The sequence below is a fragment of the Streptomyces sp. C genome, assembly GCF_000158895.1.
In the GTDB taxonomy this organism is placed as follows: Bacteria; Actinomycetota; Actinomycetes; order Streptomycetales; family Streptomycetaceae; genus Streptomyces; species Streptomyces racemochromogenes.
In genome coordinates this window covers 6,984,843-7,000,286 of sequence record NZ_GG657750.1, presented here as the reverse complement: position 1 = coordinate 7,000,286, position 15,444 = coordinate 6,984,843, and the positions used below count along the sequence as shown (strand labels likewise).

Genomic DNA, 15,444 nt, shown 5'->3' with positions numbered 1-15,444 from the left:
CCAGGCTGGTCAGCGCGGACAGGACGTACTGCACGGCGACCCCGGCCAGGATCAGCCGGCCGGTGGTCATGGTGCCGCCGCGGCGGGCCAGGGCGTAGACGGCGACGAGCGCGGCCAGGGACCCGGCGAAGGCGGCGGCCGGCAGTCCGAGTCCGCCCGCGGCCGCGGCGGCGCCCGCGCCGGACACGATGACCAGCACCGCCCCCGCCGAGGCCCCGGAGGAGGCCCCGAGCAGGAAGGGGTCGGCGAGCGGGTTGCGCACCAGGGCCTGGAGTACGGCGCCGGTCACGGCGAGTCCGGCCCCGACGACGGCTCCGAGCAGGACGCGCGGCATCCGCACGTCCCACACGATGGAGGCGAAGGCCCCGCGCGCCCCGGGGCCGCCGAGGACGATGTCGAGGACCTGGCCCGGCGGGATCCGTACGGGACCGAGAGCCAGCCCCGCCACCATCGAGACGGCGAGCGCGGCAGCGAGCAGCACCAGCGAGAGCCCGCGCCTCACGGGGCGTCGAGGTGCAGCTGACGGCCGAGGGACTCGACGGCGTCGGCGACGCGCACGCCGAGCACGGCGGAGGAGAGCGGCAGCACGACGAACCGCCGGTTCTTGACGGCGGGAACCTCCGCCAGCGCCGGGTCGTTCAACAGGCGCTGCTTCTTGGCCTCCACGGTGGTGCCGCCGTAGTCGTAGATGAGGACGACCTCGGGCGCGCGCTCGATGACCTTCTCCCACGGTACGTCGCCGAAGGTGTCCTTGAGGTCGGCGAACACGTTCGTTCCCCCGGCGAGGGAGACGATCTCGTTGCCGATGCCGTTGCCTCCCGAGGTGAAGGCGGAGGCCTCGCCGGAGTCGTAGACGAAGACGGACGGCCGGGCCCGGTCCTTCACCCGTGCGGTGACGGCGTCGACGCGCCGCTGCTCGTCCCGGACGAGCTCCTCGCCGCGCTCGGGCACGCCGAAGGTCCGGGCGACCTCGGTGATCTCGGTCCTCAGCTGTTCGAGCCCGACCGGGCCCTGGGTGCAGTACTCCACGCTCAGCCGGGACCCGATGCCGGCCTTGGCCAGCGCTTCCCGGTCCCGGCCCTGCCCCTTGTCGAAGGCGCTGGCGTAACCGCCGTACACGAAGTCGGGGTTGGCGCCGAGGAGCACCTCCTTGGAGGGGTACTCCTTCGCCAGCACCTTGATCCTGTCGTAGGCGGGCCGGTAGGCGGGCAGCACGGAGTCGTCGAGATAGGCGGTCCCGGCCATCCGGTCCTGCAACCCGAGGGCCAGCATGATCTCGGTGGCGTGCTGGTTCATGGTGACGGCGCGCTCGGGCGGCGCCTGGTAGGTGCTGCTGACACCGCAGTTGGTGACGGTGTACGGGAACCCGGGCGCGGCCTGCGCCCCGCCCGCGGACCGCTCGGCCCCGGTAGGACCGCCGCAGGCGGCGAGCGGCAGGACAAGGGCGAAGGGCAGGAAGGAGCGCACGGCGGCGCGGACACGCGACATGGTGAGGCCTCTCCGGGGGATCCTCGTCCCCGGTCGAAGTGAAGAGGCGGTGCGTCAGTGTCTGACTCCCGGCCCCCACGCGCACGCACGCGGCGACCGGTCACAGTGGCGGGACCGCACCGGATTCACACCGGTTTCCTGTCCTGCACCGCCGGGACAACCCGCCCAAGTCTGCCAGACGCGTCCTTTGCACCCCGCCCCCGGCCCGGAACTCCCGCCCCGGCGCTGGATCGTGTGGGTGCGGCGGGCAGCACGGTACCGGGGCACGGCGAAGGGCCACTTGGTTCACCCTCCGCGCCACGCCGCGGTGGTGAAGCAGGGCATCGCGTACCGCGTTGGCGGTGGCCCCGGAGTCGGCCGTCAGGCGTCCACTTCACCGACCCAGCCGAACTCCAGGAGTGCCTTCGGGAGATACTCGGACTCGACCTGGATCGCCATACCCGCATCACGGGCCATGCAGGCGATCGCGAGCGGGCCGAGGGCGACCAGGCCTTCGCCGCTCCTCGAACGGGCCTCGTTCGCAGTCCAGTACTCCTTGTGCCAGGTGAGCGCCTCGGCCAAGGACTCGTTGAACCGCTCCTCGTCCCGGGTCGCATACCGGTGGAAGAGGTTGAGCGGCGGATAGAGGATCTTCAGCATCAGCTCCTGGCTGGCAATCTGAACATGTGCGGGGTCCGTGCCCTCTACTGCGCGGACCAGGCTGTCCCACGTCTCCTGCCGCCCGAAAGGGTGGTTCTGGAGCGTCTCCACCCACGAGTAGACGTACTCGTCGAACTCCGCACCGGACGCACGGAGGAACGGCAGGGGGACCTGCGCGAGCCGGTTCATGCGCTCGTCCTCCCGGCAGATCGCCGCCAGGTAGAAGGAGGTGAGCCAGTTGGCGGCGTGCAGGTACTCCTGGGGTCCCGTCGCCGGCAGCTCCCTCTCCTCGCCATTGGCGCCGACGCGGCACCTGACGGGCCCCTCGGTTGCCTGGCCGGCCGTGAACAGCGCGGAGCCGGTCTGCATGGCGAGGATCCAGGCCTGCCACGTGGTGAACCGATCCGCAACGGGGTCCGCGAGGCAGTGCCACTTGGCTGCAACAAGTGCGAGCGTCAGTGCGTCATGGCGATCGTCCTCTGATGTTCCGAGCCCCGCAAGCACCTCTTCGGCACTCTTGATGATCGGCGCCATGGCCTCGGCCACATTGTCCGTACTGAACGCGTGGCGTGGAATGCGCGTGAGCACACGCCCCCCTTTAGTCGATGTCCAGGTATTCTCCAGGTCGATCGACCTTCGCCCGAACTGACGCGTAGCGCGAGGGCCCCTGCATATAGGGAGACACTCCCTGAATCCAGGGGCTGTCAGGGCAAGTAGCCCCCGCCGGACGTCCTTCAAGCGGGATGGCCCCAGCACGGCCAAGGTCAGCCTGTTCGGCTCCGCCGAGTTCCCGGCCGTGATGTACGTCGCGGATGTCGGCCCTGCCCTGGCGGCGACTGGGCAGCCGAACAACGGGCGGACGCCCGGGACGACTCCGCCGGCCGCTCAGCGGTTCGAGCGGACCTACGCCGCCGCTCGGTCTGGGACGTACACCAACCTCGGCGCGTACAACTCCTATCCCGGCAGCCGGACGCTCCAGAGCTACTACCCGTCGGCGAACGGCCTCACCGCGTCCCTCGTCGACTTCCCCTCCTCGCTGGACGCCGACCTCAGCGGGGCGACGGCGGAGAAGGCGGAGCTGTGCCTCCACTTCGAGCACTGGTACGACTCGTCGGGCGGACAGGCCGCAATCCGAACCCATGGCCACGCTGCAATATTTCCGCACGGTACTCCGAGTGACTCCCGGCCTGCTCTCGGGATCTCCTCAGCTACCTGCCCTTGACCTGCGGTGAACGGTTTCGGAGGAGGGGCCGGACGCGCGTGGATAGATTCGGCTGCCTAGAAAAATCGCCGCGCCGTTCGACACTCTGCCCCCGGTTACACGCTCCCTCTTGTGCGAGGCAGTCGAGTGAAACCGGCATCCTGCCCGTTATCCGCTCGATCGGTTGGGCGTTCCCCGGATTGGCCTCGCGTGTGAACCGCTCCTCCCTGCGCTGCGGGGTCGAATCGGGGGGACCTTCACGGACAGGAGAAACTCGCATGGAAAAGTACGGATTGAGGCGGCGGCTGTCCTCCCTCGTGGCGGTCATGGGGCTCGGCATCGCGTTTGGCTTTGCCACAGCCACCCCCGCCCACGCTGAATCGATCATGAGTGTCACCAAGACCCACGAAGGGAACTTCGTACGGGGCGGCCAAGGCGTCTACACCATCACGGTGGCCAACAACGGCGAAGTACCGGGAAACAGCGGGCGACTGGACCTCACGGACAACCTTCCCTCAGGTCTCACGGTCTCGGACCTCGTAGACGGTATTGGTAACTGTCAAGTCACCAACAGTGGCACGACGGTCGAATGTCATCAATTCTTCTTCGGCGCCAACACCGTTGCAACGCTGGAGGTGACCGTGAACGTGGCAGACGACGCCCCGTGCTCCGTCACCAACCATGTCACGCTCACCGAGACGACGGACGGCAACCCCGAGACCTTCTCAGACAGCGACCCGACCACGATCACCGGCGGGGACTGCGACGGGGACAACGGAGGCGGCGGGGACTCGATCCTGCCGATCAACTTCAACGGCGTCGTGACGATGTTCAACAACATCACGACCAATAACAACATCAACAGCCCTGGCGGGACCAACCGCAGCCGCCAGGCCGTCGGGGTGAACGCCCCCTGAGAGCGCAGTCTGCTACCCGATAGGTCGGCGGAACGCCTGCCGTGCGGCGGCGCCATCGGACACAGTCGATCCCGCACCGCCGCACCGAGCTAGCGCGAAACCGAGCAGCAGCGCCGTGAGGATCAGGCCCAGGCGACGGCGATTTTTTGATCTTGGGCGCGGGGAGAATCCGAGCGGCTGGCACCGGCGGCTCAGTCCGGGCCCACATCGCCTCGGTGACACCTATCCGACAGGCACCTCCGATCAACTGACCAACCGAACGCGCTATGCCTTCGGCCGGCTCGGTAGGGTCGGGGTATACCGGCCAGGAGGGGCATCATGGCGTCCGAGATCGTTATCGCCCAGACATCCATTGACGACGAGGCCCGGGCGCAGGCTTTGGTGCGAGGGGCCGTTGAGGCGAGACTCGCGGCCTGCTGCCACATTGACGGTCCGTTCAGCGCCACCTACTGGTGGCAGGGGAAGATCGAGACGGCGCAGGAGTGGCGGCTCTCGTACAAGACCACGGTGGACCGGCTTCCCGAGCTGGAGGCGTGGGTGGCCGAGGAACACCCCTACGAGGTTCCCGAATGGGTCACCGTGCCGGTCACAGGTGGTTCGGAGGCGTACCTGAAGTGGGTGGTCGAGGAGACCACCCCACACTAGGACGATCGGCCCCGCCCTGACCGCTGCCGGCGTTTGGGGCCTGGGTTTCCTCAGGCCGCGAGCTCTTGCAGGTGATGTGCAAGATCTCGCTCCGAGTTGGGCGGCCGGGCCGCGACAGCGGCGGCTCGGGCCCGGCCCATGGTGTTGGGGCGTGTTTGGGCCGCCACGTCAAAGTCGTGTGCCACATGAACGCCGTGGCCGATACTGCCTCCCCGTGGAGTGCGTGGGCGAGGTCTCCGAGGATGACGACCCCGGAGTCGGACAGGTCCGGTCCGAGGCGCTGCACAGTTCTGGCTGCCGTCTCCGGGAGCTGCTGGTGGCCGAGCTGGCCGTGTACGGATAGCACGAGCGAGTCCATCCGGGCGGGGGTCATGAACTCTCGCTCGTTGGCCGGGAGTGCCCCCGCCGCCCGCCGGCGATCTCCCTTGTCCCCAGCCTGTCCCCAGGAGAAGACGAAACGGACTTCTGGAGGGGGCTCCGGAAGTCCGTTTTCGATGAAATGCCTGGTCAGGAATGGCAGGGGTAGCAGGATTCGAACCTACGACATCTGGTTTTGGAGACCAGCGCTCTGACCAGCTGAGCTATACCCCTTCGCTGGGTCACAGCCTGCCATGAAGCGGCCGGAAGATCCAATCCATTTGCCGGTGGCGGGAGCGGGGCGGGCGGAGGATCGTGGGCGGGGAGGGGGTGGGTCTGCGAGGTCGGGAGGCGTTGTGCGTCGGCGTCCGGGGCGGCTGCTGGGGCCGCTGCTCGTGCTGCTGCTCGTCGGGGCCGGGCCCGACGGGTCCGGGGAGACCGTGTCCCTCGACGGGGACCGGCCCGGGGAGCGGCTCGACGTGACGCTGACCCGGGTCGTCGACCCCGCCGGCCGGGCGGACGCCGAGCGGCTGGTGGCGGTGGAGCTGCGGCTGGAGAACACCGGGTCGGTGCCGTACGAGGACTCCCCCGCGCCGGCCGCGCACCTGCTCGACACCGAGGGGCGGCGGTTCACGGGGACGGGCACCGCGACGGGTGCCGGGCCGAGCCTGCCGGAGACGGTGAGCCTGGAGCCCGGGGGCTCGGCATCAGGTTTCGTCACCTTCCGGGTTCCGGAGGGCGCCGGCCTGGCGGCCGTGCAGTTCGCGCTGGACGCGGGGCTGGGTGACGACGTCGGGCACTGGAGCCTGTCCTGAGCTGTCCTGAGCCGCCACGTCAAGGGGAGGCAATCAGCCGGAAGTTGCTGCGACGCGTGTAGTGACTTGGCAGGCGTTCGCCAGTAGAACTTGTTCCCACTCCGTCGAGAGTGAGGAACGTCACATGAGTGACAAAAGCCTGCACAGCAAGGTATCCGGGGGTGTCTCCCGCCGTGGATTCATCGCTGGAACTGGTTCTATTCTCGGGGCAGTGGCGCTGACGGTCAACGTCACCCCGGCCCATGCCGAACCGGCCACCACCACCGCCTCCGGGCCCATCGAGTCCGGGGCCCGCGTCCCGGTCCTGGTGATCGGCACCGGCTACGGCGGCTCCGTCGCCGCGCTCCGGCTCGCCCAGGCCGGCGTCCCGGTGCACATGGTCGAGATGGGCATGGCCTGGGACACCCCCGGCAGCGACGGCAAGATCTTCGCCAACACCACCAAGCCCGACTACCGCTCGTACTGGCTGCGCACCCGGACCAAGGCCCCGCTCAGCAACTTCCTCGGCTTCCCCATCGACAAGGACGTCCCCCGCTACACGGGCATCCTCGACGCCGAGGAGATGGGCGGCATCATCGTCTACCAGGGCCGGGGCGTCGGCGGCGGCTCGCTCGTCAACGGCGGCATGGCCGTGACGCCCAAACGGCAGAACTTCGCGGCCATCCTGCCCTCGGTGGACGCCGAGGAGATGTACCGGACCTACTACCCGCGGGCCAACGCCGGGCTCGGGGTGGGGCTCATCGACCCCGTCTGGTTCGAGGCGGTGGACTGCTACCAGTTCGCCCGCGTCGGCCGCAAGCACGCCCAGCGTTCCGGGTTCCCGTTCGTCTTCGTCCCGGACGTCTACGACTGGGACTACATGAAGCAGGAGGTGGCGGGCACCGTCCCCAAGTCCGCGGTGGACGGGGAGATCCTCTACGGCAACAACGCGGGCAAGAAGTCCCTCCAGCAGACCTACCTGGCCGCCGCCCGGGCGACCGGCAAGGTCACCATCTCGCCCCTGCACCGGGTCACCACCGTCTCCCCCTCGGACGGTGGCGGCTACACGGTCGTCATGGAGCAGCTCTCCACCTCCGGGGACGTCCTCGCCACCAAGACCGTCACCGCCGGCCGGGTGTTCTTCGCGGCGGGCAGCGTCGGCACGAGCAAGCTGCTGGTACGGCTGAAGGCGACCGGCGCGCTGCCGAACCTGAACGACGAGGTGGGCAAGGGCTGGGGCGACAACGGCAACGTCATGTGCGGCCGCGCCAACCACATGTGGGACCCGACCGGGAAGGTGCAGGCCTCCATCCCCTGCGGCGGCATCGACAACTGGGACGCGGGCGGCGCCTTCGCCGAGGTGGCCCCGCTGCCGACGGGGATCGAGACGTACGCGTCCTTCTACCTCTCCATCACCAAGAACCCGAACCGGGCGCGGTTCTCGTGGAACGCGGCGGCGGGGAAGGTCGAGCTGGACTGGCAGACGGCGTGGAAGCAGCCGTCCATCGACATGGCGAAGACCATCTTCGACAAGATCAACGCCAAGGAGGGGACGATCTACCGCACCGACCTCTTCGGCACCAACAAGGTCTGGGGCGACCACCTCACGTACCACCCGCTGGGCGGTGCGGTGCTGGGCAAGGCCACGGACAACTACGGCCGGCTGCACGGGCACCCGGGCCTGTACGTCATCGACGGAGCGCTGATCCCCGGCAACACCAGCGTGAACCCGTTCGCGACCATCACGGCCCTCGCCGAGCGGAACATCGAGAAGATCATCGCCACGGATCTGTGAGCGGGTCCGCGAGCTGACCGGTTCCCGGGGCCGTCCGGATACTCCGGGCGGCCCCGGGCCGTGCACCAGGCCGGGCACCAGGCCGTGGCCCTGGCCGGGCACCAGGCCGGGCACCGGGCCGGGCACCGGGCGCCGGGGCGTCACCGTTCAGCTGCCCGGCAGCACGCAGACGCTGTCGAGGCCCAGTACGTGGTTGAGCCGGCCGAAGGCCAGCCAGGAGCCGATGCTCATGCTCAGCTCGACGATCTCCAGCTGGCTGTAGTGCGCGGTCATCCGCGCCCAGAACTCCTCGTCGAGGTTGTGGTGGTCCAGGGCGTAGCGCTCGGCGTACTCGGCGGCGAGCCGGGTGCGGTCGTCGAAGGCCTTCGTGGTGCGCCATTCGGTGACGGCGTCCGCGAACTCCTCCTCGACCTTCTCCCCGTCACGGTCGGTGCGCCAGTCCAGGCAGAAGACGCAGCCGTTGATCTGCGCGATGCGCAGCCGCGCCGCCTCGAACTCGCGCAGGCCCAGGGTGGTGTGGGCGTACACGGACAGCGAGAAGTTGGCGGCGGCCATGCCGATGCCGGGGACCATGTCCCCCCAGACGTACTCGATCGGGTGCTGTCCCTCGGGGATGTCGATCCTCATGGCTGTTTCCTTCCGAGTCTGCCGACTGCGGGCCGCAGCGGGACGTCCAGGGCGTCGTAGAGGCCGGGTTCCGCGGCCACCAGCCAGTCGATGGCGCCCACCAGGCGGCCGACGGCGGTGGCGTTCCCGCCGGCCGAGCGGTTCTCGCCCTCGTCGGTGGCCTCGACGGTGACCTCGATGCGGGGGCGGCCCTCGATGACGACCCGGTGGGCTCCGGCGCCGCCGTCGGGCGGTACGGGCCAGTCGGGGGCGCAGGAGGGGTGGATGCGGGTGACGTGCTCGATGACGATGCGGGGTTCGCCGCCGACGACGCCCTGCACCTCGAAGCGGACGGCGCCCTGGGTGCCGGCCTCGAAGACGCCCATGGAGGGGGTGCTCACCGTGGTGTCGAGGGCGCGGCGCTGGGAGGTCTCGCGTATCTCGTCGAGTTCGACGCCGAGGGCGCGGGCCATCATCCGGATCTGGCCGCCCCACACCATGGTGGGGATCGAGGGCATCAGCATCATCGGCTCGTAGTCCATGGGGTGGCCCAATGCCGACGAGTGGCGTACGGAGTCGGCTGGTCGTACGTGGAGTAGTCGAAGATCTCCTGGCAGCGGATGGCGTCCACGGTGGTGCCCAGGCCGCTGATCAGCAGCGGGAGCACGTCGTTGCCCCAGCCGGGGTCGACGCCGGAGGCGAAGAGGGAACCGCCGCCCCCGGCGATCGCGGCGAGGACGGGGTCCCGGAACTCCGGCGGGGCGCTGCGGTGGTCGTAGAGGGGGTAGAGGGCGGGGCTGACGACGACCGCGCCCGCGGTGATGGCGCGGGTGATGTCGGCGAGGGCGCCGTCGGGGCGGATGTCGCCGGAGGCGGCGTAGACGACGGCGGCCGGGCGGGCGGCGAGCACCGCTGCGATGTCGCGGGTGGCCGTCACCCCCAGCCGGTGGCCGAGTCCGGCGAGTTCGCCGGCGTCGCGGCCGGCCTTCGCGGGGTCGTGGACGATGACTGCCGTGAGTTCGAGCGCCGGGTGGGCGTCGACGGCGCGGATCGCCGCGCGGCCGACGTTGCCTGTGCCCCAGACCACCGTGGGAATCATGCGCGGAGGGTAGCGAGGGGGCGTGGAGGTGCCCAGCGTCGTGAAGGAGGTTTTTCGGACGGGCCGCGGCCGTGTCGGGCAAGCGGGTGAACACCCCCTTGACCGAGATGGTCCAGACCAATACGTTCCCGGGTGGGACGGGCGCCGCCGGTGCAGGGCCGCGCCCGTCCCCGCACGGCTCAGGAGCACCACTCCCCCGCATCCGCAAAGGAAGCCCATGCGTCCCACGCGCCCCATGCGCCGCAGCACCCTCGGCCGGCTGGCCGTCGCAGCCTGCTCCCTCTCCCTGCTGACCGCCTTCGCGCCCGCCGCGGCCGCCGGGAGCGGGGAGCGGGATCCGGCGGGCGGGCACGACCGCTCGTACCGGAAGGTCGGCTACTTCACCCAGTGGGGCGTCTACGGGCGCGACTTCCAGGTCCAGGACCTGGAGGCGAACGGCACCGCCGGCAGACTCACCCACGTCAACTACGCCTTCGGCAACATCGGCGCCGACGGCAAGTGCTTCACCGGCAACGTGGCGGGCGAGGCCGACGCCTGGGCCGACTACGCCCGTCCGCTGGACGCGGCGAACTCCGTGGACGGCGTCGCCGACACCGCGGACCAGCCCCTGGCCGGGAACTTCAACCAGTTGAAGGAGCTCAAGGCCAAGCACCCCGGCCTCAAGGTGCTGATCTCGCTCGGCGGCTGGAGCTGGTCCACCCACTTCTCGGACGCGGCCCTCACCCCCGCCTCCCGCAAGGCCCTCGTCCGCTCCTGCATCGACCTCTACCTCAAGGGGAACCTGCCGCAGGACGGAGCCCGGGGCGGGGCCGGCGCCGCCGCCGGGGTCTTCGACGGCATCGACCTGGACTGGGAGTGGCCGGGCTCGGAGGGCGACAGCGACACGAGGTTCCGGCCGGAGGACAAGCGCAACTTCGCCGAGCTGGTCCACGAGTTCCGCACCCAGCTCGACGCGTTCGGGCGCGAGCGCGGGCGCCCGTACGAGCTGACGGCCTTCGTCCCGGCCGCCCCCGCCAAGATCGACGCGGGCTTCGACGTCCGCCGCATCATGCGCGACCTCGACTTCGTCACCCTCCAGGGCTACGACTTCCACGTGTCCGGGGAGAAGACCACCGCCCAGCAGTCCGCGCTGTACGCCCGGGGCGACTTCAGCGTCGACGGCACGGTGGACTCCTGGCTGCGGCGCGGGGCGCCCGCCCGCAAGCTGGTGGTCGGCATGCCGTTCTACGGGCAGGGCTGGACCGGGGTCACCGGCGGCGGTGACGGCATGGGCAGGCCCGCCACGGGACCCGCGCCCGCGAAGTGGGCGGCCGGTTACGCGGACTACAAGGAGCTGAAGGAGCTGGCCGCCTCCGGCACCTTCCAGGTGCACCGCGACCGGCGCGGCGGCCACGCCTGGCTGTTCGACGGCACCACCCTGTGGACGTACGACGACCCGCAGGTGCTGCGCACGAAGGCCCGGTACGTCCGCGAACAGGGCCTGGGCGGTGCCATGTTCTGGTCCCTGGACGCCGACACCGCGGACGGCGAGCTGACCGCCGCCGTCGACCAGGGCCTGCGCGGCCGCTGAGCCGGCGCGGGTCCCGAACCGGCGCCGGTCCCAAGCCGGCGCCGGGTGGCCGAGGAAAAACCATCCGGCCCCGCGGCGCCCCACCACGTACCCTCCCCGGCATGAGGAACTCGACGGTACGGGCGGTCAACCGGCTCACGGCGCGCTGGGCCGCCGAAGCCCCGGACGGGGACGGGGGTACGGTCCTCACCGCGGCCGGGGTGTGGCCGCTGCTGGCCCTGCTCGCGGACGGCGCGGCGGGCCCGGCCCGCGCGGAACTGGCCGAGGCCCTCGGCATACCCGCCGGGGAAGCGGCGGGAGCCGCGCGGGAGCTGCTGACCGGCCTGTCCCGCGTACGGGGCCTGCAAGCGGCGACGGGCCTGTGGACCGCGGCGGACCTGCCGCTGGAGGCCCGCTGGCTGGCCGGCCTCCCCGACGGCACCCGGGGCACCCTGACCGGCGACTCCGGCGCCGACCGCAAGACGCTCGACGCGTGGGCCGCCGACCGGACGGACGGCCTCGTCGAACGCATGCCGGTCGCGCTGCCCGAGGGCCGGGACGCGGTCCGGCTCGTCCTGGCCTCCGCGCTCGCGCTGCGACTGAAGTGGATCCGACCGTTCCAGGAGTGGCCCGGCGGGGTGGACGAGGGCCCATGGGCCGGCCGGCGCCTGGCCATGCTGCACCGCACCACGTCCCTGCCGGACCGGGCCGGGGTGGCGTACGGCCCCCGTGGGCCGGTCACGCTGATGGAGGTGGTCGGGGACGGCGGGGTGGACGTCCACCTCGTGCTGGGCGAGCCGGACGCCGCGCCCGGCGAGGTGCTGCGCACCGGGATCGAGGCCGTCACCCGGGTGCTCCCGTCGACGGCGGCGAGCCTCCTGCCCCTGGGCCATGCCGGCCCGGGCCTGTCCATCGGGCTGGTTCCGTCGATGACGCCGGAGCCCCGGCTCACCGTCGCTACGCCCGCCTTCGAGATACGGGCCGGGCACGACCTCCTCGAACGGGCCGGCCTGTTCGGCCTGAGCACCGCCACGGACACCGGCTCCGGCCACTTCCCCGGGATCAGCTCCGACCCCCTGGCCATCGGCTCGGCGCGGCAGTCGGCGCTCGCCCGCTTCCACGCGACGGGCTTCGAAGCGGCCGCGGTGACGGCGGTCGCCGCGGCCGCGGGCTGCGCGCCCCGGTTCCCCTACCGGGTCCGTTACGTGAGCCTGCGCTTCGACCGCCCCTTCGGCTTCCTGGCCGTACACCGCACCTCCCGCCTGGTCCTGGCGGCGGGCTGGGTCACGGACCCCCTCCCCTACGAGGAGCCGGACCGGGAGGCGGAGGAGGCGGAGTTCTGGGAGGACTAGAGGGCCCAGGGGGTCTCCGCAAGGCGGTGCCCCCCAGGGGGTCTCCGTAAGGCGGTGCCCCCTAGGCGGTGTCCTCCGCCGGCGCCGCCGCGAGCCGCGCCGTCTCCGTGAAGGCCGGCACCCGGCCCGTGCCGCCGCGGCCCGCCACCGACAGGGACGCCGCCGCCACCCCGTAGGCCACCGCCCGGACGAGCGGGTCACCCAGGGCGAGCCGGGCGGTGGCGGTGCCGGTGAAGCAGTCCCCGGCGCCGGTGGTGTCGACCGGCGCCGGGTCGACGGGGACGGGGTGGTACGCCGCCCGGGTGCCGTCGTCCAGGAGCAGCCGTCCCGGTCCGGCCGTGACCGCCACCGTGCGGGCCCCCAGCGCCCGGTAGCGGGCGGCGGCGGTGGGCGGGTCGGCGGTGTCGACCAGGGCGAGCGCGTCGGCCGGGCAGGAGGACTTCAGCAGCCCGGTCAGCGGGGCGATCGCGGCGAGCAGGGAGCGGGCCTCGGCGCGGCCGGTCAGGCGGGGCCGGTGGTTGGGGTCGTACGTGACGTGTCCGCCCGCGGCGTGGACGACGCGGGCGGCGGCCAGTACGGCGTCGCGGCTGCCCGGGGAGAGCGCGCCGGTGATCCCGCTGGTGATCAGCGCCCGGCAGCGGGTCAGCAGCGGGAGCCAGTCCTCGACGTGGGCCGGGGAGAGGGTGGAGGCGGCGCTGTGGGTGCGCCAGTACACGAACTCGCGGTCCCCGTCGGGGTCCGCGGAGAGCAGGTAGGCCCCGTTGGGGCGGGGCGCGCGGTGCACGTGGGTGACGTCCACGCCGAGCTCGGCGGCGCGGCGCAGCAGCGGGACGCTGAGCTCGTCGTCCCCGACGACGGTCAGGAGCGCGGTGCGGGCCCCGGCCGCGGCGGAAGCCGCGGCGGCGTTGAGGGCGTCGCCGGAGTAGGAGATCCGGGCGGGGGTGCCGTCGGCGGCGGCGCGCAGGGCGGTGCCGGCGTGGATCTCGACCAGGACCTCGCCGAGGACGAGGACGTCGTATCGCGGGGCGGTCACGGCCCGCACCCCTCCCCGCCGCAGCAGGGCCCGGCCAGTTCCGCGAAGACGGCGGCCAGTTCCCCGGGGTCGTCGGGCAGGCCGCTGCCGATGCCGACGGCGGTCGCGCCCGCGTCGAGCCACTCGCGGACCCCGCCGGGCCGGATCCCGCCCGTCGGGACGAGCAGGGCCCCGGACGGCAGCACGGCCCTGAGGGAACGGATGTAGTCCGGCCCGCCCACGTGGGCCGGGAACACCTTCGCGGCGCCCGCGCCCCGCACGGCGGCGGCTATCTCCCCGGGGGTGAAGCCGCCTTCGAGGAAGGGCGTCCCGCGCCGTGCGGCGGCCTCGCGGACCTCGGGGGCCGGGTAGGGGGAGACGAGGAACGCGGCGCCGGCGTCGAGGGCCGCCCGGGCCTCGGCGGCGGTGGTCACCGTGCCCACCCCGATGACCGCGCTCCGCCCGCGTGCGTCGCGGAGCCCGGCGGCGCGGGTGACGGCCCGGGCCCAGCCGGGGGTGGAGGTGGTGAGCTCCACGGCCCGGCAGCCGGCACCGAGCAGCTGCCCGGTGGCCCGCAGGGCCCGGTCGGCGTCGGCGCTGCGCAGCACCGGGAGCAGGCGCTGGGCGGCCAGCACCGCGTACGGATGGCAGGACAAGGCACCCTCCCGGCTGCTCAGCGGCGTGGAACGGTGCGCCGCACGGCCCGACTTGATGGTCTAGACCATACAGGGCGCAGTGCCGTGAAAAAGATTCTTCCGGATAACCGTTATCGGGGCCCCACTCGACGGTCTCCCAGTTATCGGGCAACATCGACCGCCGGTACGGACAGGGAACTTCACATGAGTACACAGCACACGGCAGAGCTGGTGGCAGCGGCCCGCGCGGGCGATCCCCGCGCGCAGGACGAGCTGGTCAGCGCCCATCTGCCGCTGGTCTACAACGTGGTCGGGCGGGCTCTGAACGGGTCACACGACGTGGACGACGTGGTGCAGGACACCATGCTGCGGGCGCTGGACGGGCTCGGCACGCTGCGGAGCGACGAGAGCTTCCGGTCCTGGCTGGTGGCCATCGCGATGAACCGCGTACGGGCGCACTGGCAGGCCACGAGCGGCGGCCCCGGGCAGAGCGGGCTGGAGGCCGCCCAGGACGTCGCCGACCCCGGCGCCGACTTCGCCGACCTGACCGTCACGCGGCTCCACCTGTCCGGACAGCGCCGCGAGACGGCCCGCGCCACGCGCTGGCTGGAGCCCGACGACCGGGCGCTGCTGTCGCTGTGGTGGCTGGAGTGCGCGGGCGAGCTGACCCGGGCGGACGTCGCCTCGGCGCTGGAGCTGACCCCGCAGCACACGGCGGTGCGGGTGCAGCGGATGAAGGCGCAGCTGGAGTCGGCCCGCGTGGTGGAGCGGGCCCTGGAGACGCAGCCGCCCTGTGAGGGGCTGCGGGCGATGACGGGCACCTGGGACGGCCGGCCGTCCGCGCTGTGGCGCAAGCGAATAGCCCGGCACGCCCGCGAGTGCCTGCGCTGCTCGGGGCTGTGGAACGGGCTGGTGCCGGCGGAGGGGCTGCTGGCGGGCCTGGCGCTGGTGCCGGTGACGGCGGCGCTGCTGGCGGGCGTGCGGTCCGCCGCGGCGGCCGGCTCCGGCCCGGCGAACGTGGCCTTCGCCGAGGCGGCGACCCAGCTCTCGCCGGTGGTGTCCGCCCCGGGCCGCGCCGCCCGGCGCAAGGGCGGGGCGGAGGCCGCCGGCGAGGGCCCCGACAGCCGCGCGGTGCAGCGCAGGCGCCGCCGGAACCGGCGCCGGGCCATCGGCGGCGCGGTGGTCGCCGCGTGCGTCGCGGGCGGCGGCCTGGTGTACCTCGGGCAGCTGCCCGGCGCGAAGAAGACCGAGGCGGGCGGGGTGCCCGGCTCCCCGCTGGGCGCCCTGTCGGCGCCGGACTCCGGCGTGCCGCAGCCGTCCGGCTCCGCCTCGGCCTCGCCTCCCGCTTCGGCGTC

The 15,444-nt window shown here is 72.2% G+C and carries 13 protein-coding genes, 1 tRNA gene, 1 pseudogene and 1 riboswitch; of the genes and pseudogenes, 7 read left to right on the top strand and 8 right to left on the bottom strand.

The genetic code is table 11. From position 1 onward, the window contains the following. From SSNG_RS31355 to SSNG_RS31345, 3 genes are all read right to left on the bottom strand, one after another. Positions 1–451, bottom strand: a 451-nt coding sequence (locus tag SSNG_RS31355) for an iron chelate uptake ABC transporter family permease subunit (protein WP_165365073.1), incomplete at its 3' end; no start/stop codon positions are given. A 47-nt stretch (positions 452–498) separates the two neighbouring features. Then, positions 499–1,488: an ABC transporter substrate-binding protein gene (locus SSNG_RS31350; RefSeq protein ID WP_007267970.1), complete on the bottom strand. Its 990-nt coding sequence runs from the start codon at positions 1,486–1,488 to the stop codon at positions 499–501. 35 nt (positions 1,489–1,523) lie between these two features. Next, a riboswitch (cobalamin riboswitch) is annotated at positions 1,524–1,667 on the bottom strand. A gap of 181 nt (positions 1,668–1,848) precedes the next feature. Then, entirely contained in the window at positions 1,849–2,715 is an 867-nt protein-coding gene (locus SSNG_RS31345) for an immunity 49 family protein (protein ID WP_241695161.1), read from the bottom strand. Between the two features lie 891 nt (positions 2,716–3,606). Here SSNG_RS31345 and SSNG_RS40445 point away from each other — a divergent pair. Both SSNG_RS40445 and cutA read left to right on the top strand, forming a co-directional pair. Next, complete coding sequence (locus SSNG_RS40445; protein WP_007267967.1) at positions 3,607–4,245, top strand: DUF11 domain-containing protein; 639 nt, start codon at positions 3,607–3,609, stop codon at positions 4,243–4,245. A gap of 318 nt (positions 4,246–4,563) precedes the next feature. Continuing rightward, positions 4,564–4,890, top strand: a complete 327-nt coding sequence (cutA, locus tag SSNG_RS31330; RefSeq protein ID WP_007267966.1) for a divalent-cation tolerance protein CutA — start codon at positions 4,564–4,566, stop codon at positions 4,888–4,890. Positions 4,891–5,404: 514 nt separating this feature from the next. Here cutA and SSNG_RS31325 read toward each other — a convergent pair. Continuing rightward, positions 5,405–5,481, bottom strand: a tRNA-Trp gene (locus SSNG_RS31325). A gap of 122 nt (positions 5,482–5,603) precedes the next feature. On the opposite strand from SSNG_RS31325, the gene SSNG_RS31320 reads away from it, so the two are divergent. Continuing rightward, positions 5,604–6,062, top strand: coding sequence for a DUF4352 domain-containing protein (locus SSNG_RS31320; protein WP_007267965.1), 459 nt, complete (start codon positions 5,604–5,606; stop codon positions 6,060–6,062). 124 nt (positions 6,063–6,186) lie between these two features. Continuing rightward, positions 6,187–7,836 carry a GMC oxidoreductase gene (locus tag SSNG_RS31315; protein ID WP_007267964.1) on the top strand — a complete coding sequence of 550 codons (1,650 nt, stop codon included), beginning with the start codon at positions 6,187–6,189 and terminating at the stop codon, positions 7,834–7,836. Positions 7,837–7,983: 147 nt separating this feature from the next. Here SSNG_RS31315 and SSNG_RS31310 read toward each other — a convergent pair whose 3' ends face one another. Then, on the bottom strand, positions 7,984–8,463 hold the full coding sequence (locus tag SSNG_RS31310; protein ID WP_042802427.1) for a carboxymuconolactone decarboxylase family protein: 480 nt from the start codon (positions 8,461–8,463) through the stop codon (positions 7,984–7,986). After that, positions 8,460–9,541 (bottom strand): annotated as a pseudogene (locus tag SSNG_RS31305) (dihydrodipicolinate reductase). The gene SSNG_RS31310 and the pseudogene SSNG_RS31305 overlap by 4 nt, the downstream one beginning before the upstream one ends. A gap of 235 nt (positions 9,542–9,776) precedes the next feature. Between SSNG_RS31305 and SSNG_RS31300 the strand changes: the two are divergent. Next, positions 9,777–11,111: a glycoside hydrolase family 18 protein gene (locus tag SSNG_RS31300; protein WP_042802425.1), complete on the top strand. Its 1,335-nt coding sequence runs from the start codon at positions 9,777–9,779 to the stop codon at positions 11,109–11,111. A 101-nt stretch (positions 11,112–11,212) separates the two neighbouring features. After that, the gene (locus SSNG_RS31295) at positions 11,213–12,442 is read left to right on the top strand and encodes a serpin family protein (protein ID WP_007267960.1); all 1,230 of its coding nucleotides are present in this window, start codon (positions 11,213–11,215) and stop codon (positions 12,440–12,442) included. A gap of 61 nt (positions 12,443–12,503) precedes the next feature. Here the strand turns inward: SSNG_RS31295 and SSNG_RS31290 are convergent, their stop codons facing one another. Together SSNG_RS31290 and SSNG_RS31285 are read right to left on the bottom strand one after the other, a co-directional pair. After that, positions 12,504–13,475, bottom strand: coding sequence for a sugar kinase (locus tag SSNG_RS31290; RefSeq protein ID WP_007267959.1), 972 nt, complete (start codon positions 13,473–13,475; stop codon positions 12,504–12,506). Next, on the bottom strand, positions 13,472–14,110 hold the full coding sequence (locus tag SSNG_RS31285) for a bifunctional 4-hydroxy-2-oxoglutarate aldolase/2-dehydro-3-deoxy-phosphogluconate aldolase (RefSeq protein ID WP_050779786.1): 639 nt from the start codon (positions 14,108–14,110) through the stop codon (positions 13,472–13,474). Before SSNG_RS31285 ends, SSNG_RS31290 begins: the two co-directional genes overlap by 4 nt. A 183-nt stretch (positions 14,111–14,293) precedes the next feature. Here SSNG_RS31285 and SSNG_RS31280 point away from each other — a divergent pair. After that, positions 14,294–15,444: sigma-70 family RNA polymerase sigma factor (locus SSNG_RS31280; protein WP_042804417.1), on the top strand; the 1,151-nt coding region annotated here is incomplete at its 3' end.